Genomic DNA, 23,358 nt, shown 5'->3' on the forward strand with positions numbered 1-23,358 from the left:
CGGTGCGCCCCTCTTCTCCCTGTCAGGACGGCCGGGTTTCATTTGTCAGACAATGCCATCAGTCTCCCAGCCCGAGACGATTGTCTGGAGCACCTCGCGATCATTCGCTTCAAGCTGTGGCAATCCGGGTAGTCGCACTTTTCCGACCTCAAACCCCTGAATTTGCAACGCTTCCTTCACAACAGTCACGTTCGCGCCATTACGGTACTTGGTGCGCATGGTCTCGAAATCGGCAATGCTTTCGACTACCGCCCGCGCTTTTGCGAAATCTCCCGCTTCCAGCGCATTCCAGACCGCCAGCGAACGCTTCGGTGCAACATTCACGAGGCCAGAGGTAAAGCCGCGGCCACCAAGGGCATAGAAAGGCAAGGCCCAGCTTTCCGCCAAGCCGCAGATCCAGGTCGCATCCATGCCTTTTGTCGCCCGACAGCATTCGAAGAAAAGCATCGTGTTTTGCGATGCAAACTTGACGCCTGCGACCTTGGCATGGGTCGCAAGGCGCACCATTTCATCGAGCGGAATCAGATCCGAACGGATATAGGCAACGATTGGCAAGTCTATGGCTTCGGCAATCGCGATGAAATAATCCACCTGCGCATGCGGCGCCGCAAAGGGATCAAGCGGATGATGGATCATCACGCCATCGGCACCTTCGGCTTGTGCTGCTTGTGAAATCCTGATCGCATCACGCACGGAACGGCCGGCTGCGGCTGTCACAGCAGCCTTGCCATTTGCCGCTTTCACCGCGATAGCCTGCAAGCGGATGACCTCATCCACAGTCATGCTGTAGAACTCGCCCGTATTGCCGCCGGTAACGATATTATGCACACCGGCGCCGGCGATCCGCTCGACAATTTTCGCCGTCAGCGCGTCATCGATTTCACCATCTGTATCATAGGCAGTCGCGTGCACACCCGAAATGCCCCGAAGCACCCGGCGGTATTCCGCTAGATCCATTATTTCCTCCCAATGTACTGGTCAGAAGACCAGTTCGATATGCGTGTCTCCCGCTTTCACGATGTGTTCGCGCATCAGACGCTCAGCCAGATCGCCGTTACGTGCCGTAATTGCCTTCATGATTGCTTCGTGCTCGTTGAAGGACTGCCGACGCACATCCTCGCGCGACAGAACAGTCACCCTTGCGGCGTGGTCGTACATGCGCTGTGCATTTTGCAACCGGCGCAGATATTCACATCCCGATGCCTCATGGATGCCGTCGTGGAACTTCTCGTTCAGCTCGATCAGCTGATCGACATTGCCTGCCTCGACCGCCGCCCGCATTTCTTCAATCACCGCGCGAAGAAAGCCGAACGCCTCCTCGCCGCCATGCTTGGCCGCCTGCCGCGCAATGATGCTTTCAAGCGCGGCACGAGCGAGCGTCATCTCTTCGGCCTGCCGCGCATTGAACGACACGAACGTTCCACGACGGGCCTCCGTGCGCACCAGCCCTTCTCCTTCCAGCTGGCGCAGCGCTTCTTTCAAAGGGCTCGTGCTGATGCCCAGATCGGATGCCAGCTGCCTCTCATTCAGCTTTTCGCCGGACTTGATCCGCCCGGAAATAATCGCCTCCCGCAGATTGTCATGCACATGGTCTCTGAGGCTCTTCACCTTGATCGGAGAAAGGGGGGAAACGTTATCACCCAAGGCAACACCTGTTTGTCACTGAATTCACGCTCCGATCCTGAAACAGCGAATCTGATATGTCAATATCTGATACATCAGATATCAAAGGAAACTCTTCCGCTCGTTGTCAGACAATAAAAAAGACGGCCAAAGGCCGCCTTTATTAAGCGTATCCTGATATGCAGATCAGCCTATTCCGCCGCTGAATAATGCCCCTGATCCAGCCCGGCCTGCGCAATATGCAGGCGCTTGTAGCGTCCGTCCTTCATGGCCAGAAGCTCGGCATGACTTCCCTGTTCGGCAATCCGCCCGCCTTCCACCACCAGAATGCGGTCGGCATTGACGATGGTTGCAAGGCGATGTGCGATCACCAGCGTCGTGCGCCCCCGCGAAAGCTCGGCGAGCGATTGCTGGATGGCACGTTCGGTTTCCGTATCGAGTGCGGAGGTCGCCTCATCGAGGATCAGGATCGGCGGGTTTTTCAGGAATATGCGCGCAATGGCCATGCGCTGCTTCTGCCCGCCGGAAAGTTTTACGCCGCGCTCGCCAATGACGGTGTCGTAGCCTTCCGGCAGATTGGCAATCACGCCATCAAGTCGCGCGCGGCGCGCAGCATCGACGATTTCCGCGTCGGTCGCATCGAGACGGCCATAAGCGATGTTTTCCCGGATCGTTCCGGCGAACAGGAACACATCCTGACTGACAATACCGATATTCGACCGCAGAGACTTCAGGGTCATATCGCGAATGTCGCTGCCGTCGGCAAGAATCGCGCCCTTCGTCACATCATAGAAGCGCGGCAGCAGCGAGCAGATCGTCGTCTTGCCCGCACCTGAAGGACCAACAAAGGCAATCGTTTCACCAGCACGAATGGAAATATCGAGACCATCGACAATGGGGCGCTCGGTACTATAGCCGAAACTGACATCGCGATATTCGATATCGCCGGTCAGACGTGCAACGGACTGCGCACCGGGGCGGTCTGCAATATCCGGGCGCGTATCGAGAAATTCCGTATAACGCTGAAAACCGGCAATGCCCTTCGGATATGTTTCGATGACCGAATTGATCTTTTCAATCGGGCGGAAGAACACGTTCACCAGCAGCAGGAAGCCGACAAATCCACCAGCCGTCAGTTCGCCGCGCACCACGAACCATGCGCCCGCCAGCATCACCACGACCTGCACAAAGCGCATCGACAGATAGGACAGAGACATCGACGCGGCCATGATCTTGTAGGCGGCGAGCTTGGTGGTGAGATACTTGTCGTTGCTCTCCGCGAAAAGCTGGCGTTCATGATCTTCGTTCGTGAAGGCCTGAACGACACGGATGCCGCCGACATTCTCCTCGATACGCGCGTTGAAATCACCGACGCGCCGGTAAAGCGCGTGCCATGTGTGCGTCATGCGTCCGCCATAGCGGGCGGTGACATAGGCCGACAGCGGTACGATGACGGCGGTAATCAGCGCAAGCTGCGGATGCACCCACAGCATCAGGATGAAGGCGCCGATCACGGTCATGATCGCGATGAAGACATCTTCCGGCCCGTGATGCGCCACTTCGCCGATCTCTTCCAGATCCTTGGTCAGCCGCGCCACAAGATGGCCGGTCTTCTGATTATCGAAGAAGCCGAAGGAGAGTTTCTGCAGATGATCGAAGGCCTTGCGGCGCATCTCTGTCTCGATCTTGATACCAAGCATATGCCCCCAATAGGTCACGATGACCTGCAGGAAGGCATTGACGACGTAAATGGCCAGCAAGCCGACCGCAGCAATAGCGATCACACCAAGCTGGCCGGTCGGCAACAGCTTGTCGATGAAAAGCGTAACGGCAACCGGAAAGGCAAGCTCAAGCAGGCCGGACGCCACGGCGCTGGTGAAATCCAGCGCGAACAGCCCACGATGCGGACGATAATATCCGGCAAAACGTTTCAGCAATCCAGCCATGGCACGGTTCCCTCAAGATCGTTCAGAGGGTGCCTAACTCATTCATCTCCCTATTAAAAGGGTAATTTGACCAAAGAGTTCAAGATTTGAATGCTTCTACTGCCTTTTGTCCGGAATTTCGCCGCCCGGAATGATTTTCCTATGAATACTTCGTCATAATACGATCGTGGAAAATCATTCCCAAAACCATCATCGCAACGAAGAGCCATACCTGCGGCAACCCCATGGACAGTGCGGACACGACAGGGCCGGGACAAAAGCCTGCCAGCCCCCAACCCGCGCCGAAGATGGCAGAACCGGTAATCAACCGACGGTCGATCTCAGTATTCTCCGGCAAATGGAAAGACTGGTCCAGCACCGGCCGCGCCATACGCCGCTGCAACATCACGCCGGGGATAGCCACCAGGAGGGCACCGCCCAGCACGAAGGCAAGGCTCGAGTCCCAATGGCCGCTGGTAACATTCAGGAAGCCCGTCACCCGCGATGGATCGATCATGCCCGACAGCGACAGGCCAAAACCAAAGATCGCGCCCGCAAGCAGCGTCATGGCCAGACGCGCATATGCCGACTGTTTCATAGCAATGCTCCCGAAATGCTGGCCACCACAATGCCGGTTACAAGAAAGGTGAGCGTTGCGGCTATCGAACGCCTGGAAAACCGCGCCATGCCGAGGATGCCATGACCGGATGTGCAGCCCGATCCCATCCGCGTTCCGATGCCGACCAGAAGTCCTGCCACGACGATGACGGGCCAGGACATAGCCATCGTGACCGGGGGAAATGAACCATAAATCGCCGCATAGATAATCGGCCCCAGAACGAGGCCGACGACAAAGACCGCATTGGCTGGAATCTGTTTGCCACCCAGAAGCCGCCCGACGATGCCACTGATCCCGGCGATGCGCCCATTGAAGACGAGCAGCAGGACTGCGGAAAGACCGAGCAACATGCCGCCTGCCAATGATTGCAGATAGGTTGTGATCATGCCCGTTCCTCCGGTGCGCAAAAAATGCCGTAAAGCGCCTCGATGAGTTGTGCGGCCTTGGCTTCCGTCAGCCGGTAGAAAATCTGCTTCGCTTCGCGACGGGTTTCGACAATGCCCGCTTCGCGCAGCACGCCCAGCTGTTGCGACAACGTCGGCTGGTGAATGCCAAGCGCTTCCTCCAGCTCTCCAACCGAATATTCCCGTTCTGCAAGCGTGCAGGCCAGCATAAGCCGCGCCGGATGCGACAGCGTCTTGAGGAGTTCGGCAACCTCGGTTGCCCGCCCCTCCATTTCCGTGCGCGTCATCTTGTTTTCATGGGCTGGCACTCGGCCCGAAATCGCATCCATCATAGCACCCCACTTTCAATATACAATTAAATATAATGTATATTGTTTTTTACAAGAGAGCCAGAACAATAATGCCGCCGTCCAAAATTGAACGGCGGCTTTGAGCTCAATTCTGGAGCAGTGACTGAACGGCGGCCAGTTCCGTCTGGCGCAACTCGTGCCCGCCCGGATGCCAGACCAGCTCGACATCAGCTTTCTGGCGCTCGAAATAATGTGCAAGCGCTTCTGTCAGATCCGGCGGACAGATCGGGTCCATCCGCCCGGCAGTCATCAGAATTTTCGCGCCTTCGAGCGCCGGATTGTCCTTCGGCCTGAATGGCACCAGCGGATGCAGAAGTGCCGCCTTGTCGAACACCCTACCTTTCTCGATCAGCAGGTTCGCCATGATATTGGCGCCATTGGAATAGCCGAGCCCGATCACTTCGGATGGCTTGTGCTGAGCCACAAGGCCAGCGATGAAATCGGCCATCTTGTCGGTGGCGCGAGCGAGGTCTTCCATATCGTAGACGCCCTCGCCTGTGCGGCGGAAGAAGCGCGCAGCGCCATATTCCGACACATCACCGCGTGGCGACACGATGGTCGCTTCCGGCAAAAGCTGTTCCGCCAGACCGAAAAACTGGTTTTCATCGCCGCCCGTACCGTGAAACACGATGAACAGCGGCGCTCCGTTCGCACCGGCCTTCAGCCGGTGCTCATAGGTTTGGGTTGTCATGTTCGATCTCCTGTCCCGACGTCTTCAGATCTTGTCCAGATGCTCTTCGAGATAGCCACGCAGATGCTGGTGCTGCTCCGGCAGCTTCAGCGCTTCACCGAGATGGGCCGTATCCTCGTCGCGGTCGAAACCGGGTTCGTTGGTCGCCACCTCGAACAGCACGCCGCCCGGCGTGCGGAAATAGATCGCCCAGAAGTAATCGCGGTCGATGACCGGTGTGACGTGATAGCCCGTATCCATCAGCGCCTTGCGCACCTCCAGCTGCTTCTCGCGGTTTTCGACAGCGAATGCCACATGATGCACGGAACCGGCACCCTGCTGGTTGCGACCAACTGCTGGCAAGGTTTCCAGATCGATGACGCTCGCACCATTGCCTTCCGGCATGATGAGCCGGGTGACACCATCCTTCGCATCGAGCTTCTGGTATCCCATATATTTCAGCAATTCCGAGGTCGCGCCTTCGTCGCGAAGCCGCATTGAGACCGAATGAAAGCCACGGATGGCGTGCTCGGCATCAATCCCCTCATGTGCCCACGGCGCACGCGGATCGTCCTTCACTTCAACCAGTGCAAAACTGTCGCCATCCGGTCCACGGAAATGGATACGCTTTTCGCCGAACGCCTCGTCTCCGGATTCAATCTTGACGGCGGATTGCTCGAAACGATCCTTCCAGAAGCCAAGAGAACCCTGCGGCACGGCAAATACCGTCGTCCCCACCTCGCCCGTACCATCGCGACCGCGCGGCATGCCGGGAAATGGAAAATAGGTCATGACAGTGCCGGGCGTGCCTAGTTCATCACCATAATAGAGATGATAGACACTCGGATCGTCGAAATTGACGGTCTTCTTGACGCGGCGCAGTCCCAGAATATCGGTGAAAAAGCGGTTATTGGAGCGCGCATCGGCGGCAAGCGAGGTCACGTGGTGGAGGCCCTTGATCTGATTAAGCATGGCTATCTCTCCTGTTGTGTTACCGCCAATATAGCCATCAGTATGATCATTGAAACATTGACAATCATGCACAGATTGTATCGATTTCAGATACAGTTGCAGGCAATGATGATTTCCATCTAGACGTACTGCCCATTCAAAGTTTAGCTACCTGCAACAGCAATATAGAAAGGTTCCCCATGGCGTCCGGTTTGTTCGCGCTTCTCGATGATGTCGCAGCCATTGCGAAAATGGCGGCAGCTTCGCTCGACGATGTTGCAGGACAGACGGCAAAGGCCAGCGCCAAGGCAGCAGGCATCGTAATTGATGATACGGCCGTCACGCCGAAATATGTTGTGGGGCTGAAGCCGGAACGTGAATTGCCGGTCATCTGGAAAATCACCAAGGGATCGCTGCGCAACAAGCTCATCGTCCTGCTGCCGCTGGCGCTCATCCTCGGCTATTTCGCACCATCCTTCATCATGCCGCTTCTGATGATCGGCGGTGTCTATCTGGCCTTTGAAGGAACGGAAAAGCTGGTGGAGTTCTTCATCCCGCACAAGGAAGAGGAACATGAGGAAACCAAGGGCACGACTGCCAAGGAGATCGAGGAAACAACCGTCAGCGGTGCGATCCGCACGGACTTCATCCTGTCGGCGGAAATCATGGCGCTGACGCTGGCGGGCCTGGCTCCGTCGAGCATTTATACGCAGGCGGCCATCCTCGCCGCAGTCGGCATATTGATCACCTTCGCCGTTTATGGCGTGGTCGGCATCATCGTGAAGCTCGACGATATGGGCGTCTCGCTCGTGCGCAACAGTCACACGGCTTTCGGCAGGCAACTCGGCAAGGGGCTGGTCGCGGGCATGCCCATCATATTGAAGGTTCTGAGCACTGTCGGCACCATCGCCATGCTTTGGGTCGGCGGCAGCATCATCGTACATGGGCTGGATTCCATCGGCATCCATAGCGTTGAAGCCTTCATCCATTCCATCGTCTCGCACCTGCCGACCGAGGGCACCCGGTTTGCAGCCGCCTTCGAATGGATCGCCACCTCCTTCCTACAGGCTGTACTTGCGGTTCTAATCGGTATTGTCGTCGTGATAGCCGTCAACGTCTTCAAGGCCCTGAAAGCGAAGGCCTAGAGCGCGTTTCGATCTGATTGCATCAGATCGGCGCCCTATCTGTTTGTTTTCACGCATGTCTTCATCCCGAAACCGGTTCTCACTTTCGGGAGACATGCTCTAACTTCAGGCCAGATAGCGCTTGAACCATTCGATTGTCCGATCCCATGCGAGCTTCGCCGCCGCTTCGTCGTAGCGCGGTGTGGAATCGTTGTGGAAGCCATGATTGACGCCCGGATAGATGTAAGCCTCGTAGGTCTTGCCGTTCTTTTTCAACGCTTCCTCATAAGCGGGCCAGCCCTCATTGATGCGGGTATCCAGTTCGGCATAGTGCAACAGGATAGGCGCCTTGATGCGCGGCACTTCATCCGCCGGAGCCTGCCTGCCATAGAAAGGCACAGCGGCTGCGAGTTCCGGAAAGGCGACCGCCGCCGCATTGGCAACACCACCGCCATAGCAGAAGCCGGTAATGCCGACCTTTCCGGTCGTCAGATCGCTTTTCATCATGAAATCGACCGCCGCAAAGAAGTCGTTCATCAGCTTGGTCGGGTCGACCTGCTGCTGTAATTCGCGGCCCTTATCGTCATTGCCGGGATAGCCACCAACCGAAGTGAGACCGTCGGGCGCGAGTGCGATGAAACCGGCCTTTGCGACCCGGCGGGCGACGTCTTCGATATACGGGTTCAGTCCGCGATTTTCGTGCACGACCACGACGGCGGGCAGCTTGCCCTGCAGCTTGGCCGGTCGCACCAGATAGGCTCGAACCTCACCGTTTCCTTCCGGTGACGGATAGGTGATGTATTCGGGATGGATGTCGGGATCGGTGAATTCGACCTGTTGCGCCATCGCATAATCGGGACTGAGCGAGGCCAGTATGGTTGTGGCCGTCATGGTGCCGACCGCAAACTTTGCAGCCTTGTCCAGAAACTCTCGTTTGGTTATCCGGCCATGGGCATAGAAATCGTAGAGTTCGAGAAGTTCTTGCGGGAAATCCTTCGCCGTCAGACGTGTCATGGTCAGCCCTTCCTCTCAAAGAAGGTCAGTCTAGCACAAGGTTGAAATGGAGCCACACCGCTGCCAGCAATGCATGTCGGCAGCTTCTTCACATTGATTGAAACCAACTTTACTGCATTCGTCTTTCAAAACAAAAGGCCCGGCAAAAGCCGGGTCTTTTCAATGAATTATATCCGAGAGCATCAGATATTCGGCTCGATCTTGCCCTTGCCTTTAGCCCCGCCTTTATCCTTGGCCGTGAGCTTGTCGATATAGGCGAGGAACAGCGCCGAAAACACGAATGCCAGATGGATGATGGTGAACCACAGCAACTGGTTTGACGTGTAGGTGGTGGCGTTGAGGAATATCTGCAGCAGATGAATCGACGAGATCGCCACGATGGTCGAGGCAACCTTGATCTTGAGCGAGCCCGCATCGATGGTGCCAAGCCAGTGCACCTCGTCGCCAGCCTGATCGAAGCGGCTGACGAAATTCTCATAGCCCGAAATGATGACCATCACCACGAGGCTCGCAATCAACGCCGCGTCGATGAGCCCGAGGACTTTCAGGATCGTGTCGGTATCATTCAGCGCGGTAACTTTCGTTGCAAAATCGAACAGCTTGCCCACGAAGGATACAGCATAGATCGCCAGCGCAACGGCGAGGCCGAGATAGAAGACAACCAGCAGCCAGCGTGACGCCAGAATGATATTTTCGATCAGAAGTTCAATTCGTTTCATCGATCCGGTTCCAGGTAATCATATCGACACCTCTTAAAAAACCGCGCGCTTTTGGCAAGCGCGTCAGATATTGAATGATGTGCAAAAGTAGGATCGCGACTGCTTTCTTACAATATCAGCTTTCGTCTGCTGCTTGCAGCAATTCCAGTGCGAGCTTGCGCGCGCCCGCAGAAATATCCGGATTGAAGACCAGCCAATAACCCTTGTCGCTCGTCTGCGACACCTCGCAAGCATGGACAAGCTGCCCGCGCTGCACGGCCCCGTCGATCAGCCCCGCCCAGCCAAGCGCCACCCCCTGATCGGCAATGGCTGCCTCGATCACCAGATTATAGGTGTTGAAGACCAGCCCGTAATTGCCGTCCTCGATGTCCTCACCGATAGCATCGAGCCATGACTGCCATGTGAACCAGCGATCACCCTGCAGCGTATCCAGATGCAGCAGTGAAGCGGCGCCAAGCCGTTTCCCATCCGGAAACGGGCCATGCTCGGCAAGATAGGTTGGCGAACAGACCGGCACGACTTTTTCACCGATGAAGGCGATAGCGTCCTTCGGGAAATCCTCGCGACCGCCGAAAAGGACCGAAATATCCGCGTCACGCCGGTCGAGTGGCTGAAGCATGGATGATGCCGTGATGCGCACATCCACCTCCGGATGTTTCGGGCGAAACTGCGCGACACGCGGCATCAGCCAGAATGTCGCGAAGCCATAGTCGGTCGCGATCCGCAGTCCCGGCGCGCGCTGACGGCGTTTGATCTGCTGCACCGCCTCATCGATTCCATCGAGACCGGAGCGCACTGCCTCATAAAGAATGCGGCCTTCGGGTAATATCTCAACGCCGCGCGCCCGCCGGGCGAACAGCGCAACGCCCAGACGCTCCTCGATACGTTTTATTTGATAGCTGACCGCCGGTTGCGTCATGCCGAGTTCACGCGCTGCAAGGGTCAGATTTTCCAATCGTCCCACCGCTTCGAAAACGCCAAGGCTGCCAAGGTCCCAGGATGGAGAAACCATAAATACTTTCTATAGCTTCGATAAAAAATGAATGGGTTTTTCCTTAGCCTAAATGATGTTCTCCTTAAAGTAGAAACATAAGACATAACTGGTCTTAATCTATAGGAGGGGTCACAAAATGCGCTACTTGAAGATTGCGGCACTGGCGTTCACGGCACTGGCGGGGCTTTCAGGAGCGGCTTCTGCTGCCGATCCCGCCGCTTGCGAAACCATCCGGCTGTCCGATCCGGGCTGGACCGACATCACCTCCACCAACTCCGTCGCAAGCGTGCTGCTGGAAGGTCTCGGCTATAAGCCCGATGTAAAAACCATGTCCGTGCCCATCGGCTATGAGGCGCTCAAGACTGGCAATCTTGACGTTTTCCTCGGCAACTGGATGCCCGCACAACAGAAGTTCCGTGACGATCTCGACAAGGCGAAAGCCGCCGAAGTCATCGTGAAAAACCTCGAAGGGGCAAAGTTCACGCTGGCCGTGCCGGATTATGTGGCAAGCGAAGGCGTGAAGGACTTTGCCGACCTCGCCGCCCATGCGGACAAATTTGGCAAGGAAATCTACGGCATCGAGCCGGGTGCACCTGCCAACCAGAACATCCAGAAAATCATCGAGGACCACAAGTTCAAGCTCGACGGCTGGAAGCTGGTGGAATCGAGCGAGCAGGCCATGCTCGCGCAGGTGGATCGCAAGAACAAGGATAAGGCATGGGTCGTGTTTCTGGCCTGGGCGCCGCACCCGATGAACAACAAGCTCAAGATAGAATATCTGGCGGGTGGCGATGACTATTTCGGCCCGAATTTCGGCGGCGCGGAAGTCTACACGCTTGGCCGCACCGGCTGGGCCGCACAATGCCCCAATGCCGCAACGTTCTTCAAGAACCTCACTTTCACTGTCGATATCGAGAATGAGCTGATGGGCAAGATTCTCGATGAAGGTGCGGAAGGGCCTGCAGCCGCCAAGGAATGGCTGAAGGCGCATCCGGACCAGATCGACAAATGGCTTGCGGGCGTCACCACCTTCAAGGGCGAACCGGGCGCGGAAGCCGTCAAGGCAAACCTCGGTCTTTAACCGAGAACAACACGCACTTTGCAGGCGGGCGTTTCAGCGCCCGCCGTTTCGCGTTCCCACACTTGCCAACGGTCCCGCACAATGAAAAAGCCGAATATCCTCATCCTCATGGTCGATCAGCTGAACGGCACGTTCTTTCCGGACGGCCCGGCCGAATTCCTGCATGTTCCCAATCTGAGAAAGCTTGCCGAACGTTCCGCACGTTTTGCCAACTGCTACACGGCAAGCCCTCTTTGCGCCCCGGCGCGTGCGTCGTTCATGTCGGGCCAGTTGCCGTTTCGAACTGGCGTCTATGACAATGCGGCGGAGTTTTCGTCTGAAATCCCAACCTATGCGCATCACCTTCGCAACGCTGGCTACCAGACGGCGCTTTCCGGCAAGATGCATTTCGTCGGTCCGGATCAGCTGCACGGTTTCGAGCAGCGGCTCACCACCGACATCTACCCGGCAGATTTCGGCTGGACGCCGGATTATCGCAAGCCCGGTGAACGTATCGACTGGTGGTATCACAATCTCGGTTCGATCACCGGAGCGGGTTCCGCCGAAATCACCAACCAGCTCGAATATGACGATGAAGTTGCCTATCAGGCCGAAGCGAAGCTCTATGATCTGGCGCGCGGCCACGACGAGCGGCCATGGTGTCTGACTGTCAGCTTTACCCACCCACATGACCCTTACGTAGCGCGCAAGCGCTTCTTCGATCTCTATGCGGACATTCCCGAACTTGATCCGAAAATCGGACCGCTGGCTGAAAGCGAGATCGACCCGCACACCGAACGCCTGTTACGGGCCTGCAAGGCCGAGGACTACGATCTGACCCGCGAGCAGGTTCGCACGGCACGTCAGGCCTATTTCGCCAATATCTCCTATGTGGATGACAAGATCGGCGCCCTGCTCGATGTCGTCGAACGCTGCGGCATGGCGGAAGACACGATTGTCGTCTTCACTTCCGATCACGGCGATATGCTTGGCGAACGCGGCTTGTGGTTCAAGATGAGCTTCTTCGATGGCTCCGCTCGCGTCCCGTTGATGATTGCGGCCCCGCAATTGCGGGCTGGCCGCGTGGATGCGCCCGTCTCGACGCTCGACGTTCTGCCGACACTGGCCGACCTTGCCGGGATCGACCTCAAGGGCATCATGCCGTGGACCGACGGCGTTTCACTGACAGATGTTGCCTCTGGCGCGGAGCGCGGGGCGGTGCCTATGGAATATGCAGCCGAAGGCACCATTGCGCCAATGATCTCGCTGCGGGATGGCGACTGGAAGCTCAACCTGTGCCGCGCCGACCCGCCACAATTGTTCAACCTTGCCGACGATCCCGACGAGCTGCGCAATCTGGCGGAACTGCCGGAATTCAAAACCGCTCTGGACGACCTTCTGGCCAAAGCTGAAAAACGCTGGAATCTGGAACGCTACGATGCCGACGTCCGGGCCAGTCAGGCGCGTCGCCACGTCGTCTATCCGGCGTTGCGCAACGGCGCCTACTATCCATGGGACTACCAGCCGCTGCAAAAGGCGTCCGAGCGCTATATGCGCAACCACATGGACCTGAACGTGCTGGAAGAAAACCAGCGCTTTCCGCGCTGATTAGCAAAGCGGGGCCTCACAGCCCCGCTTGCTCAAACCCTTACTGTTCCGAGAACTCCAGAACCGTGCCGCTGGCATTTTCCGGCGCCACGGCGATGCCCGCAGATGTCTTCACGTGGGAAATTCCGTTGGTATCGAGAACGCCGCGCGCCTCGTCCAGCGAAGCGACCCGGATGCGCAGAACGGCGAAAGCCTTGCCCGGTGTCCGGGCAAAATCCACACCGGGATAGATTGCAGCGGCTTTCTCCTCACTCACAACCCATATGTCTGCCGAACGTGAGCCTGTCGAAACCTTCCAGCCACCATCCTGTACCTCTGCCTTGCCATTGGCGTACAGGCGGGCAAAACCATTGGCAGCAGCTTCCGGATCGGATGAGATGGCAACAATGGCGGAAAGGCCATTTGCACCATTTGCATGTTCGATCAGTTCCGGCAGCCAGACTGTTTCGCGGGTCTTGTGCTGGCACATGAAGACCATACCTTGCGGCACTTCACTTTCCGCGAAAGACACCGTTTCAAAAGCCGCAACACCCTCGCCGCCGCCCGGCAGTTCTACGGGACGCTGAAACGCGCCAACCTCGCCGGTCTTGATGCCAAGTGCGTCCAGTTCCGCCTTGGCATCGCGCGCATTGTCGATGCGGCAGGCAATGGCATGGAGTCCTTCGCCCTGCGCTGCCAGCTTCTCGCGCTGATGCAGATTGCCCGACGTCTCGGCGACGATGCCGAGCAGCTCGAAATAATCTTCCGGAAACATGATGGTGTAGTTGCCGGTGCCCTTTTCCTTGCTGTGGAGGCCACGTGGGCTCAGCGTAAATCCGAAACGGCGATATTGTTCGGCACTTTTCTCCAGATCGCCGACCAGCAGGAAAATATGATCGACGCCTTTGACCGGATGAGACATACAAAACTTCCTTTTCTATTTCTTGGTCGGAGCCAGAACGATCTCGTGGATCGTAACCTTGGGATTCATATTGGCAACATAGAGCGCGGTTTCAGCCATATCCTCGGGCTGGATGACATCATCCATGCGAGAGAGATCGAAGCCCGGACGACGCGCCAGAAGCGGCGTCGCCACCTCACCGGGGCATAGCACCGTCGACCGGATGCCGTTTGGTCCTTCCTGCGCATTCAGGCTGGCGCTCAGATCGTTGAGCGCATGTTTGGACGCACCATAGGGGACGCCGCCGCCGGGCGACGAGAACCGCCCTGCCCAGGACGATGTGTGGATCATCAACCCACCACCCTGTGCGCGCATGGGCGTCAGGGCAGCGGCAATCACATTGATCGCACCCTTGATGTTGATGTCGATGACATCGTCCCATGAATCGAAATCAATATCCGCCCAGCTACGGCGCGGAATATTGAGACCGGCATTGTTGCAGAGCACATCAAGACGACCTGCCCATTCGACGATAGCTCCGGCAGTAGCGGCAACTGCCTCCCGGTCGAGAACATCCGCCGGAAATATCTGCGCCTCGCCACCATTGGAGACGATCTCCTCGGCAATCGCTGCAAGTGCATCCGCCTTGCGGCCCGTCAGCGCGACGCGCCAGCCTTCACGCGCGAACCGTCGTGCCATGGCAGCGCCGATGCCGGACCCGGCGCCGGTGATCCAGACCGCGCCGCGCTCGTTTTTGCCCGAGTTTGCATTCTGCTCGGGGGAATTTTGGCTCATCAACAAACTCCGTCGTAGAAAATCGACATTTATTAACGCAGGCTGGTCGAGAAATTTTACCAATTTTGCCCGCGATATTAGTTTATCTTGACATTATCGCCACGGATTCTAGCATATCAATGCTTGCATACAATAAAGACCCTCTGAGGTGGCATTTCGTTGCGATTTCAGGGGCTTGAACAATATTGGGACGTGCGGGAAAAGAGGCTAGAAAGCCCTCCCTCAACGTCCTTCAGGGGAACAGAGAATGCATATCAGAAAAGCTGGCCTTGGCCTGTTTCTAGCGGCGTTTTCGCTTGCGACGGCGTCTTCGCACGCCGAAGAAGTGAAGCGCGGCGGCACTGTCATCGTCCATATGAACACCGAGCAGGGTGTGCTTAACCCTGCGCTGCGCGCCTCCACCGGCGTCTATCAGATCACCGGCCGCATCATGGAACCGCTGATCGACCGCACTTATGAGGGCTACGTGCCGGTTCTGGCGACCAGCTGGTCTTCCTCGGAAGACGGCAAGGCCATCACCTTCAAGCTGCGCGAGAATGTGCGCTGGCACGACGGCCAGCCCTTCACCTGCGATGACGTTTCGTACAGCGCGATGAATCTCTGGAAGAAGCTGCTCAACTATTCGACCACGCTTCAGGCCAATCTCGAAGCCGTCGATTGCACCGATCCGCACACGGCAGTGTTCCGCTATTCCAAGCCGATGCCGCTGGAGCTGCTCGTCGCCGCCATGCCTGATCTCGGTCATCCGGTGCCGAAGCATCTTTATGAAGGCACGGATATTCTCAAGAACAAGTACAACGCCGCACCGGTCGGCACGGGACCGTTCAAGTTCGTCGAATACGAGCGCGGCCAGCACATCATTGCCGAGCGCAACGACGATTACTGGCGTGGCAAGGAATATCCTTATCTCGACCGCATCGTCTGGCGTTTCATGCCGGACAAGGCCGCTGCTGCCGCAGCGCTTGAAGCCGGTGAAATGATGGAAACCGCCTTCAACGGTATTTCCATGTCGGATACCGAGCGCCTCCAGAAGGATGGCCGCTTCGACACCGGCACCAAGGGTTTCGAAAACAACGTTGCCCACTCGACCATCGAGTTCAATCTGCGCAATCCGATCCTTGCCAATCTGAAGGTTCGCCAGGCGATCTATCACGCGCTCGATATCGACTTTGCGATCAAGACGATCATGCGCGGCTATGCCAAGCCGGGCCGTGGCCCGATCCCAAGCGCCGGCGGCGCCAATTACACGGATCAGGTCCAAACCTACCCGTATGATGTTGAAAAAGCGAAGAAACTGCTCGACGAAGCCGGTTATCCGGCTGGCTCCGACGGCATCCGCTTCAAGCTGCGTCATCGCCCGGCACCATGGGGTGAATATACGCAGCTCTGGGCCGAATATTATGCTCAGGCGATGAAGGAAGTCGGTATCGACGTCCAGATCCTGACCAACGATGCGCCGGGCTTTCTGAACGGTGTCTATCGTGACCATGACTTCGACACGGCAAGCGGCTGGCACCAGTTCCGCTCCGATCCGGCTGTTTCCACCACCGTCTGGCTGCGTTCCGGCGCTCCGGTCGGCACCGCATGGTCCAACCAGTTCGACTACAAATCGGACGAAATGGACAGCCTGATCGACAAGGCCGCGAGCGAGCTCGACCCGACCAAGCGCGCCGATCTTTATCACCAGATCCAGCAGCTTGAGATGAAAGACCTGCCGGTCATCTTCGCCATCGAACATCCGTTCGTCGGCGTGACCAATAAGGTCTTGAAGAACCACCACAACACGCCGCGCTGGGATTCTTCCAGCTGGTACGATCTGTGGATTGATCAATAAACAATACCAGCCGCTGCCGGTCATCCGGCAGCGGCTCCCCAGTTTTATGAATGCTGAAATGAATATCTTGCAGGATAACCCGCAATGCCCCTGCCCCCGATCCTGACTTTTGCGCTGCGGCGCATCTTGCAGGCGATCCCCGTCATTCTTCTCATCATGATCGGGTCATTCCTGCTGATCAAGCTTGCCCCTGGCGATACGGTGGACGCGCTTGTTGGCGACATGGGCGGCGCAGACCCGCAATTCGTCGCCAATCTGCGCGCCGAATACGGCCTCGACCAGCCGGTCTGGACGCAGCTGTGGATCTACATGACCAAGCTGGCACAGTTCGATTTCGGCTGGTCCTATGTCTACGAGCAGCCGGTGCTGGACGTGTTGATGGCCCGCCTCGTGCCGACGCTCCTGCTCATGGTTTCCTCGCTTTCGGTGGCCTTCATTTTCGGCATTGCGCTCGGAGCTTTCGCCGCGCGCAAGGCTTATTCGCTGACCGACAATGCGATTTCCACGCTCGGCCTTGTCTTCTACGCCATGCCGAGCTTCTTCCTAAGCCTCATTTTGATGTTCATCTTTTCGGTCAAGCTGGGCTGGCTGCCGGTCGGTGGCTACAAGACGATTGCCGGTTTCTATACCGGCTGGAAGAATGTCTGGGATATTGCCGTGCACCTCGTCATGCCGACGACGGCGCTTTCGCTCATCTATCTCGCCTTCTACATGCGCCTGATGCGCACCAGTGTGCTGGAAGTGGCCGATCTTGATTATGTTCGCACCGCACGCGCCAAGGGTGCAAGCGGTGCAAGGCTGATGTTCCATCACATCATGCGTAACGCATTCCTGCCCGTCGTCACGCTGCTCGGACTGCAATTCTCGACTGTGCTTGGCGGCTCGGTCGTGATCGAGACAATCTTTTCGCTGCCCGGCCTCGGTCAGCTTGCCTACACTTCCGTGATCAAGCGCGACCTCAACACGCTGATGGGCATCATCTTTCTGTGCTCGGTGCTGGTGGTGATCGTGAATTTCATCACCGACCTCATCTATGCGCGGCTTGATTCCAGGATCGAACTGTCATGACTCCACAGGACCTCTCCCTCACCCGCCCGCAGGTCTCGCGCGCAAAAATTCTGTGGCAGCGCTTCAGCCGCAACCGCGCCGCCGTACTGGGCCTTATCCTCTTCATCGCCGTGGTCCTGATCGCGTTGCTGGCTGATGTCATTGCGCCCGGCGACCCGCTGCGGCGCGCAAGCGATCCACTCGTCTGGCCATTCGTCAATGCTGCAACGCCGCTTGGTACCGACCAGCTTGGGCGCGATATCATGGCAGGCATTGTCCATGGCGCGCGCATTTCGCTTCTGATCGGCGTGGTCGCCACCCTGATTTCTATCGTGATCGGCATCATCATCGGCGCTCTTGCCGGCTATTATGGCGGCTGGGTGGATGACGTTCTGATGCGCATCACCGAAGCCTTCCAGACCGTTCCAAGCTTCGTACTGCTTCTGACACTGGTGGCAATCTTCGGTTCATCGATCGAAAATATCATCATCTGCATCGGAATCGTGTCATGGACCGCGCCTGCCCGCATGGTACGCGCCGAATTTCTGGCGCTGCGCAAGCGCGAATTCATCGATGCAGCGCGCAATCTCGGTGTTGGCAATGCCTCAATAATCTTCCGTGAAATCCTGCCGAATGCCCTGCCGCCGGTGATTGTCTTCGCATCCGTGGTGATGGCCACCTCCATCCTGATGGAAAGCGCGCTCGCTTTCCTCGGTCTCGGTGACCCGAACTATGCGAGCTGGGGCAACATGATCGGTCAGGGTCGTGCCGTGCTGCGCACCGACTGGTTCTGCTCGGTCATTCCCGGCATCGCCATTCTGCTCACCGTTCTCTCCTTCAGCCTGCTTGGCGAAGGCCTGAACGACGCGCTCAATCCGAGGCAGAAAAAATAATGACCGTCGCACCTGTTCTCGAAATCAAAAACCTGCAGATCGCGCTGCCAAAGGGCGCCGACCGTCCTTACGCCCTGCAGGACCTGACACTGACCATCAACCCCGGTGAAATCGTCTGCCTCGTCGGCGAAAGCGGCTCCGGCAAATCGCTTTCGGCAGGCGCAATCATGCGCCTTCTGCCGGAACCGCATGTGCGCGTGACCAATGGCATAATCAGACTGGAAGGCACCGATCTCTATTCGCTCAGCGAAACCGACATGAAGAAGCTGCGCGGCGACCGCATCGGCATGATCTTTCAGGAGCCGATGACCGCACTCAACCCGCAGAAGACGGTCGGCTGGCAGATCGATGAAGTGTTGCGCCTGCACACGAAGCTCGGTCGCAAGGAACGTCGCGCCGCCGTGCTGAACATGCTGGCAGAAGTGAAAATTCCGGACCCGGAATCCGCTTACAACGCCTATCCGCACCAGATTTCGGGCGGACAGCGCCAGCGTGTCATGATCGCCATGGCGCTGATCCTGAAACCGCGCCTCATCATTGCCGATGAACCAACCACCGCGCTCGACGTGACCACGCAGGCACAAATCCTGAAACTGATCCGCGACCTGCAACGCGAACACGATACCGGCATCCTGTTCATCACGCATGACTTCGGCGTGGTGGCGGAAATTGCCGACCGCGTCGCCGTTCTGCGGCTTGGCGAACTGGTCGAGGAAGGCCCGGCAAACGACGTGCTGAACCATCCGCAGCACCCATATACCAAGGCGCTGATTGCATCGGTTCCAGCTCTCACTCCGCCCGAACCGAAGCCATCGGTAGACGCACAGCCAGTCATTCTCAAGGCGAGCGCTTTACACAAAACCTTCAAGGCGCGCGGCGGCTTGCTCACCGGCAAAAGAAGTGCCGTTCCTGCCGTGAAGGACCTTTCGTTTGAACTACGTCAGGGTGAAACGCTTGGCGTCGTGGGCGAAAGCGGGTCGGGCAAGACAACCGTTTCGCGCATCGTCACCCGTCTGCTTGAAGCCGATAGCGGCAAGGTCGATGTGAATGGCAAAGATTTTCTGAGCGCCAGCCCGCGTGAAGTGCGGGCCATGCGCAAGGACATCCAGATGGTCTTTCAGGACCCGATGGCCTCGCTCAACCCGCGCCGCCGCGTCGTGGACCTGATCGCACAGGGGCCAATCGTCCATGGCGTACCGAAGGCAGAGGCGCACGCAAAGGCCCGCGAGTTGCTGGAGCTGGTCGAGCTTTCGCCTGCCGCAGCCGACCGTTTTCCGCATGAATTTTCCGGCGGGCAGCGGCAGCGCATCGGCATCGCCCGCGCGCTGGCGCTGGAGCCGCGCATCATCGTCGCCGACGAACCGGTCTCCGCGCTCGATGTCTCCGTACAGGCTCAGGTGTTGCGGCTTCTGGCCGACCTCCGCGAACGGCTCAATCTGTCGCTTCTTTTCGTCACGCATGATCTGCGCGTCGCGGCCCAGCTTTGCGACCGCATCATCGTCATGTCCAAGGGTGAGATCGCCGAAGCAGGTCCGACGGCTGAGGTCTTCGCTAATCCGCAACATGAATATACACAGCGCCTCCTTGCCTCCATTCCCGGCAAGGGCTGGACGCCTCCTCGTTTGGAAAATGCGTGACACCATGCAGAACATAGTCTTTCCACCCTCCATCTGGGCTGCCACTGCCCCTGCCCGCACACAAGCAAAGCCGCTGACCAATGACGCGGAAGCCGATGTCGCCATCGTCGGCGGTGGCTTTACGGGACTTTCAGCAGCGCTCCATCTGGCGAAACGCGGCAAGCGTGTCATCCTGCTGGAAGGCAATGCGGTCGGCTGGGGCGCATCGGGGCGCAACAATGGACAGGTCATTCCGACCATGACTTCGGCGGAACCCGATGCAATCGCCAAACGCTACGGCGCATCGGGCGAACGTTTTGCTCGACTGATCGGCAATAGCGCCGACATTCTGTTTTCCATCGTGCGTGATGAAAACATCGAGGCCGAGGCCGAGCAGAACGGCTGGTTCCAGCCTGCCCATTCGCCGGGCCGGGTGAAGCTTTCGCAAACCCGCGTGGACGCATGGAAACGCTTCGGCTTCCCGGCGGAATTTTTCGACCGCGCCGCAACATCGCGGCTGTTGGGCAGCGATTTCTGGTATGGTGGCATGTTCAACCCGACCGGCGGTCATATCAATCCGCTGGCCTTCGCGCGCGGTCTTGCCACTGCTGCCGAACGCCACGGCGCGATCATTCACGAACAAAGCCCGGTCATCTCCTATGCCCAGGTGGGTGATCACTGGGAGGTCAAGACCGCCAGCGCCACAGTGCGCGCCAAGGGCTTTTTGCTCGCCACCAACGCCTATACCGGCGAGTTGCGTGAAGGGCTTGCTCCGCGCCTTGCCCGCACCATCGTGCCGGTGCTCTCGTGGCAGATGGCGACCGCGCCCGTCAGCGATAATCTGCGCGCAACGATTTTGCCCGGTCGGCAGGCCGTTTCCGACACCCGCGGCGACCTGCGTTTCTTCCGCTACGATGCCCGCAACCGGCTGATTACCGGCGGCGTGGTGATGGGCGATTTCAACATCGCAGAACGCGTCAAGCGCAAGACGGCGCGCAACATGGCGGAAGCCTTTCCAGCGCTTGGCGAGCCGGAAATCACCCATGTGTGGAGCGGCTATATCGGCATGACATGGGATCGCTTTCCACGCGTTCATCAGCTCGGCCCCAATGGCTGGGCCTGGATCGGCTGCAACGGGCGCGGCGTTGCGCTTGGCACATCGCTCGGGCGGGAATTTGCACGTGCGCTCGACGGCGAGCCTGTGCAGGAACTTGCCCTGCCCGTCTCGGAACCGGCACCGCTGCCTTTTCATAAAGTCGCGCGAAAGATTGCCCCGTTCTACCTCGCATGGCTTCGGCGCAAGGATCTCTCCGAGCCAAATCTCTAGTCCCGCTCATTTAACGTTCATGTGAAAGGTCAGGTCCATGAATCAAATGTCAATTCTCGAACGTCGCCGCATCGAAGCGCTGGTTCTCAAGAATGTTTACGAAGTTATTCGCGAACGCTCCGGTGAGGAAGAAGCGCAGGCTGCAATCGGCGAAGCCGTCAGCCGTTCGGCCATCGAACAGGGCAAGAGCTTTGCCGACGAGCTGGGCCGCACGCCAACGATACAGGACTTTGCCGATATCCAGCCGCTGTGGACGAAGGAAAACGCACTGGAGATCGACGTGATTTCGCAGGGCGAAGATCATTTCGATTTCAACGTTACGCGATGCCGTTATTCGGAAATGTACCGCGAGATGGGTCTTGGCCATATCGGCCACCTGCTCTCCTGCAATCGCGATGGCGATTTCTGCATCGGCTACAACCCAGAAATGAAGCTGGAACGCTCGCAGACCATCATGAAGGGCGCAAGCCACTGCGATTTCCGCTACCGTCTCGACAAGACTGAAGACAACACAAAAGGAGCCTGACATGCCGGTTGAAAACTGGACATCGAACCAGCTGGACGAACTCGTCGCGTTCCGTCGTGACCTGCACGAAAACCCGGAGCTGCTTTACGATGTAAACCGGACTGCAGAAAAAGTTGCCGAAGCGCTGCGCGCCGCAGGCGTCGATGAGGTGGTGGCCGGCATCGGACGCACCGGCGTCGTCGGCGTCATTCGCGGCCAGTCGAACCGTTCCGGTCGCGCCATCGGCCTGCGTGCCGACATGGATGCGCTGCCGATCCTCGAAGAAACCGGCGCGGAATGGTCATCGAAAGTGCCGGGGAAAATGCATGCCTGCGGCCATGACGGCCATACGACCATGCTTCTGGGCGCTGCCCGCGAACTGGCGCAAAGCCGCGCCTTCGACGGCACCGTCATCGTTATCTTCCAGCCTGCCGAAGAAGGCGGCGCAGGCGCAAAGGCGATGATCGACGACGGCCTGTTCAAGCGCTGGCCGGTCAATGAAGTCTACGGCATGCATAACCGCCCGAATCTTCCCGTCGGACACTTCATCATCAATTCCGGCCCGATCATGGGATCGGTTGACATTCTCGACATCACCATCGAGGGCGTTGGCGGACATGCGGCCTCCCCACACCAGACCATCGACCCCATCCCGGTGACGGCAGCACTCATTCAGGCAATCCAGACGCTGACCGCACGCACCGTCGACCCGCTGGATTCCGCAGTGATCTCGATCACCACCATTCAGGGTGGTGATGCTTTCAACGTGATTCCGCAGAAAATCCGGTTGACCGGTACGGTCCGCACGCTTCGTGAGGAAGTGCGCGACCATATCGAGGAAAAGCTGGCTCGCGCCGTGCAGGGCATTGCCGATGCTTTCGGCGCCAAGGCCACGCTCGACTATCAGCGCAGCTATCCGGTGACCGTTAATCACGAGCGCGAGACGGAACTGGCCGCAATCGCTGCCGATGCAGTTGCGGGCGCTGACCGCGTGGCTCGGGATATGCCGGCAACGCTTGGCGGTGAAGACTTTGCCTTCATGCTGAACGAGGTGCCGGGCGCGATGATCAATATCGGCAACGGCCCGAGCGCCAATCTCCATCATCCGAAATATGACTTCAACGACGATGTCATTGCCTGGGGTTGCTCGTACTGGACAACGCTCGTGCGCCATCGGCTGCCGACCGAGAACTGATAGCCGCCTATATATCTATTCAGGGCGGCGCCCCAAAGGGCCGCCCTTTGTATTTTTCGTAAAAAGCGAAGTGTTTTTACACTAAAACCTCTAGTTTATCTGAGCCTCACGTAATATAACGCGCTCCCAATAATCCATCGCGGCTTTTCCCGATGGGAAAAGAGAATCCGGTTTGGACGCATATCCTGAACGTCTCAGTTTCGGA

General features: G+C 57.9%; 23 protein-coding genes. 10 read left to right on the plus strand and 13 right to left on the minus strand.

Annotation, left to right across the window (positions count from 1 at the left end):
* Nucleotides 1-45 precede the first annotated feature (45 nt).
* The 8 genes from AC1RHM_RS14845 to AC1RHM_RS14880 form a co-directional block, all read right to left on the minus strand.
* Nucleotides 46-957 carry a dihydrodipicolinate synthase family protein gene (locus AC1RHM_RS14845; protein ID WP_010658534.1) on the minus strand — a complete coding sequence of 304 codons (912 nt, stop codon included), beginning with the start codon at nucleotides 955-957 and terminating at the stop codon, nucleotides 46-48.
* A gap of 21 nt (nucleotides 958-978) precedes the next feature.
* Nucleotides 979-1,587 (minus strand): GntR family transcriptional regulator, encoded by a 609-nt coding sequence (locus tag AC1RHM_RS14850; protein ID WP_010658533.1) that lies wholly within the window; start codon nucleotides 1,585-1,587, stop codon nucleotides 979-981.
* Nucleotides 1,588-1,814: 227 nt separating this feature from the next.
* Nucleotides 1,815-3,569, minus strand: coding sequence for an ABC transporter ATP-binding protein (locus AC1RHM_RS14855; RefSeq protein WP_010658532.1), 1,755 nt, complete (start codon nucleotides 3,567-3,569; stop codon nucleotides 1,815-1,817).
* A 139-nt stretch (nucleotides 3,570-3,708) separates the two neighbouring features.
* Complete coding sequence (locus AC1RHM_RS14860; RefSeq protein ID WP_010658531.1) at nucleotides 3,709-4,146, minus strand: YeeE/YedE family protein; 438 nt, start codon at nucleotides 4,144-4,146, stop codon at nucleotides 3,709-3,711.
* Nucleotides 4,143-4,553, minus strand: coding sequence for a YeeE/YedE family protein (locus AC1RHM_RS14865; protein WP_010658530.1), 411 nt, complete (start codon nucleotides 4,551-4,553; stop codon nucleotides 4,143-4,145). The genes AC1RHM_RS14860 and AC1RHM_RS14865 overlap by 4 nt, the downstream gene beginning before the upstream one ends.
* Nucleotides 4,550-4,900: a sulfite-sensing transcriptional repressor BigR gene (gene bigR, locus AC1RHM_RS14870; RefSeq protein WP_036563524.1), complete on the minus strand. Its 351-nt coding sequence runs from the start codon at nucleotides 4,898-4,900 to the stop codon at nucleotides 4,550-4,552. The genes AC1RHM_RS14865 and bigR overlap by 4 nt, the downstream gene beginning before the upstream one ends.
* Nucleotides 4,901-5,006: 106 nt before the next feature.
* The gene (locus AC1RHM_RS14875) at nucleotides 5,007-5,612 is read right to left on the minus strand and encodes an alpha/beta hydrolase (protein ID WP_010658528.1); all 606 of its coding nucleotides are present in this window, start codon (nucleotides 5,610-5,612) and stop codon (nucleotides 5,007-5,009) included.
* Between the two features lie 24 nt (nucleotides 5,613-5,636).
* On the minus strand, nucleotides 5,637-6,563 hold the full coding sequence (locus tag AC1RHM_RS14880; RefSeq protein WP_010658527.1) for a VOC family protein: 927 nt from the start codon (nucleotides 6,561-6,563) through the stop codon (nucleotides 5,637-5,639).
* Between the two features lie 179 nt (nucleotides 6,564-6,742).
* Here AC1RHM_RS14880 and AC1RHM_RS14885 point away from each other — a divergent pair, with 179 nt between their 5' ends.
* Entirely contained in the window at nucleotides 6,743-7,687 is a 945-nt protein-coding gene (locus tag AC1RHM_RS14885; protein ID WP_010658526.1) for a DUF808 domain-containing protein, read from the plus strand.
* A gap of 105 nt (nucleotides 7,688-7,792) precedes the next feature.
* Here AC1RHM_RS14885 and yghX read toward each other — a convergent pair whose 3' ends face one another.
* The 3 genes from yghX to AC1RHM_RS14900 all read right to left on the minus strand — a co-directional run bounded on the left by yghX (nucleotide 7,793) and on the right by AC1RHM_RS14900 (nucleotide 10,411).
* Nucleotides 7,793-8,680 (minus strand): YghX family hydrolase, encoded by an 888-nt coding sequence (gene yghX / locus AC1RHM_RS14890; RefSeq protein WP_010658525.1) that lies wholly within the window; start codon nucleotides 8,678-8,680, stop codon nucleotides 7,793-7,795.
* A 182-nt stretch (nucleotides 8,681-8,862) separates the two neighbouring features.
* Complete coding sequence (locus AC1RHM_RS14895) at nucleotides 8,863-9,399, minus strand: TIGR00645 family protein (RefSeq protein ID WP_010658524.1); 537 nt, start codon at nucleotides 9,397-9,399, stop codon at nucleotides 8,863-8,865.
* A gap of 115 nt (nucleotides 9,400-9,514) precedes the next feature.
* Nucleotides 9,515-10,411, minus strand: a complete 897-nt coding sequence (locus tag AC1RHM_RS14900) for a LysR substrate-binding domain-containing protein (RefSeq protein WP_010658523.1) — start codon at nucleotides 10,409-10,411, stop codon at nucleotides 9,515-9,517.
* A 118-nt stretch (nucleotides 10,412-10,529) separates the two neighbouring features.
* Between AC1RHM_RS14900 and choX the strand changes: the two genes are divergently transcribed.
* Together choX and betC are read left to right on the plus strand one after the other, a co-directional pair.
* Entirely contained in the window at nucleotides 10,530-11,474 is a 945-nt protein-coding gene (choX, locus tag AC1RHM_RS14905; protein WP_010658522.1) for a choline ABC transporter substrate-binding protein, read from the plus strand.
* Between the two features lie 81 nt (nucleotides 11,475-11,555).
* Nucleotides 11,556-13,061 carry a choline-sulfatase gene (gene betC / locus AC1RHM_RS14910; protein ID WP_010658521.1) on the plus strand — a complete coding sequence of 502 codons (1,506 nt, stop codon included), beginning with the start codon at nucleotides 11,556-11,558 and terminating at the stop codon, nucleotides 13,059-13,061.
* 40 nt (nucleotides 13,062-13,101) lie between these two features.
* Here betC and AC1RHM_RS14915 read toward each other — a convergent pair whose 3' ends face one another.
* Both AC1RHM_RS14915 and AC1RHM_RS14920 read right to left on the minus strand, forming a co-directional pair.
* On the minus strand, nucleotides 13,102-13,962 hold the full coding sequence (locus AC1RHM_RS14915; RefSeq protein ID WP_010658520.1) for a VOC family protein: 861 nt from the start codon (nucleotides 13,960-13,962) through the stop codon (nucleotides 13,102-13,104).
* 15 nt (nucleotides 13,963-13,977) lie between these two features.
* Nucleotides 13,978-14,736, minus strand: a complete 759-nt coding sequence (locus AC1RHM_RS14920; protein WP_010658519.1) for an SDR family oxidoreductase — start codon at nucleotides 14,734-14,736, stop codon at nucleotides 13,978-13,980.
* A gap of 247 nt (nucleotides 14,737-14,983) precedes the next feature.
* On the opposite strand from AC1RHM_RS14920, the gene AC1RHM_RS14925 reads away from it, so the two are divergent.
* From AC1RHM_RS14925 to AC1RHM_RS14955, 7 genes are all read left to right on the plus strand, one after another.
* On the plus strand, nucleotides 14,984-16,570 hold the full coding sequence (locus tag AC1RHM_RS14925; RefSeq protein WP_151576805.1) for an ABC transporter substrate-binding protein: 1,587 nt from the start codon (nucleotides 14,984-14,986) through the stop codon (nucleotides 16,568-16,570).
* Between the two features lie 84 nt (nucleotides 16,571-16,654).
* Nucleotides 16,655-17,638 (plus strand): ABC transporter permease, encoded by a 984-nt coding sequence (locus AC1RHM_RS14930; RefSeq protein WP_010658517.1) that lies wholly within the window; start codon nucleotides 16,655-16,657, stop codon nucleotides 17,636-17,638.
* Nucleotides 17,635-18,510, plus strand: a complete 876-nt coding sequence (locus tag AC1RHM_RS14935; protein WP_010658516.1) for an ABC transporter permease — start codon at nucleotides 17,635-17,637, stop codon at nucleotides 18,508-18,510. Before AC1RHM_RS14930 ends, AC1RHM_RS14935 begins: the two co-directional genes overlap by 4 nt.
* Nucleotides 18,510-20,147, plus strand: coding sequence for an ABC transporter ATP-binding protein (locus AC1RHM_RS14940; protein ID WP_010658515.1), 1,638 nt, complete (start codon nucleotides 18,510-18,512; stop codon nucleotides 20,145-20,147). Before AC1RHM_RS14935 ends, AC1RHM_RS14940 begins: the two co-directional genes overlap by 1 nt.
* A gap of 4 nt (nucleotides 20,148-20,151) precedes the next feature.
* Nucleotides 20,152-21,453 carry an NAD(P)/FAD-dependent oxidoreductase gene (locus tag AC1RHM_RS14945; protein WP_010658514.1) on the plus strand — a complete coding sequence of 434 codons (1,302 nt, stop codon included), beginning with the start codon at nucleotides 20,152-20,154 and terminating at the stop codon, nucleotides 21,451-21,453.
* A 37-nt stretch (nucleotides 21,454-21,490) separates the two neighbouring features.
* On the plus strand, nucleotides 21,491-21,979 hold the full coding sequence (locus tag AC1RHM_RS14950; protein WP_010658513.1) for an L-2-amino-thiazoline-4-carboxylic acid hydrolase: 489 nt from the start codon (nucleotides 21,491-21,493) through the stop codon (nucleotides 21,977-21,979).
* Between the two features lies 1 nt (nucleotide 21,980).
* The gene (locus AC1RHM_RS14955) at nucleotides 21,981-23,153 is read left to right on the plus strand and encodes a M20 aminoacylase family protein (RefSeq protein WP_010658512.1); all 1,173 of its coding nucleotides are present in this window, start codon (nucleotides 21,981-21,983) and stop codon (nucleotides 23,151-23,153) included.
* Nucleotides 23,154-23,358: the final 205 nt, after the last annotated feature.

The organism is Brucella sp. GW823-FHT04E01 (assembly GCF_058796175.1).

What these genes read in the sequence shown, in the direction of transcription:
- AC1RHM_RS14935 (WP_010658516.1), top strand. Translation starts at nt 17,635, where the DNA reads ATGACTCCACAGGACCTCTCCCTCACCCGCCCGCAGGTCTCGCGCGCA.
- AC1RHM_RS14885 (WP_010658526.1), top strand. Translation starts at nt 6,743, where the DNA reads ATGGCGTCCGGTTTGTTCGCGCTTCTCGATGATGTCGCAGCCATTGCG.
- AC1RHM_RS14880 (WP_010658527.1), bottom strand. Translation starts at nt 6,563, where the DNA reads ATGCTTAATCAGATCAAGGGCCTCCACCACGTGACCTCGCTTGCCGCC.
- AC1RHM_RS14875 (WP_010658528.1), bottom strand. Translation starts at nt 5,612, where the DNA reads ATGACAACCCAAACCTATGAGCACCGGCTGAAGGCCGGTGCGAACGGA.
- AC1RHM_RS14860 (WP_010658531.1), bottom strand. Translation starts at nt 4,146, where the DNA reads ATGAAACAGTCGGCATATGCGCGTCTGGCCATGACGCTGCTTGCGGGC.
- AC1RHM_RS14920 (WP_010658519.1), bottom strand. Translation starts at nt 14,736, where the DNA reads ATGAGCCAAAATTCCCCCGAGCAGAATGCAAACTCGGGCAAAAACGAG.
- choX (WP_010658522.1), top strand. Translation starts at nt 10,530, where the DNA reads ATGCGCTACTTGAAGATTGCGGCACTGGCGTTCACGGCACTGGCGGGG.
- AC1RHM_RS14930 (WP_010658517.1), top strand. Translation starts at nt 16,655, where the DNA reads ATGCCCCTGCCCCCGATCCTGACTTTTGCGCTGCGGCGCATCTTGCAG.
- yghX (WP_010658525.1), bottom strand. Translation starts at nt 8,680, where the DNA reads ATGACACGTCTGACGGCGAAGGATTTCCCGCAAGAACTTCTCGAACTC.
- AC1RHM_RS14925 (WP_151576805.1), top strand. Translation starts at nt 14,984, where the DNA reads ATGCATATCAGAAAAGCTGGCCTTGGCCTGTTTCTAGCGGCGTTTTCG.
- AC1RHM_RS14950 (WP_010658513.1), top strand. Translation starts at nt 21,491, where the DNA reads ATGAATCAAATGTCAATTCTCGAACGTCGCCGCATCGAAGCGCTGGTT.
- AC1RHM_RS14845 (WP_010658534.1), bottom strand. Translation starts at nt 957, where the DNA reads ATGGATCTAGCGGAATACCGCCGGGTGCTTCGGGGCATTTCGGGTGTG.
- AC1RHM_RS14915 (WP_010658520.1), bottom strand. Translation starts at nt 13,962, where the DNA reads ATGTCTCATCCGGTCAAAGGCGTCGATCATATTTTCCTGCTGGTCGGC.
- betC (WP_010658521.1), top strand. Translation starts at nt 11,556, where the DNA reads ATGAAAAAGCCGAATATCCTCATCCTCATGGTCGATCAGCTGAACGGC.
- AC1RHM_RS14865 (WP_010658530.1), bottom strand. Translation starts at nt 4,553, where the DNA reads ATGATCACAACCTATCTGCAATCATTGGCAGGCGGCATGTTGCTCGGT.
- AC1RHM_RS14945 (WP_010658514.1), top strand. Translation starts at nt 20,152, where the DNA reads ATGCAGAACATAGTCTTTCCACCCTCCATCTGGGCTGCCACTGCCCCT.
- bigR (WP_036563524.1), bottom strand. Translation starts at nt 4,900, where the DNA reads ATGGATGCGATTTCGGGCCGAGTGCCAGCCCATGAAAACAAGATGACG.
- AC1RHM_RS14895 (WP_010658524.1), bottom strand. Translation starts at nt 9,399, where the DNA reads ATGAAACGAATTGAACTTCTGATCGAAAATATCATTCTGGCGTCACGC.
- AC1RHM_RS14940 (WP_010658515.1), top strand. Translation starts at nt 18,510, where the DNA reads ATGACCGTCGCACCTGTTCTCGAAATCAAAAACCTGCAGATCGCGCTG.
- AC1RHM_RS14855 (WP_010658532.1), bottom strand. Translation starts at nt 3,569, where the DNA reads ATGGCTGGATTGCTGAAACGTTTTGCCGGATATTATCGTCCGCATCGT.
- AC1RHM_RS14955 (WP_010658512.1), top strand. Translation starts at nt 21,981, where the DNA reads ATGCCGGTTGAAAACTGGACATCGAACCAGCTGGACGAACTCGTCGCG.
- AC1RHM_RS14900 (WP_010658523.1), bottom strand. Translation starts at nt 10,411, where the DNA reads ATGGTTTCTCCATCCTGGGACCTTGGCAGCCTTGGCGTTTTCGAAGCG.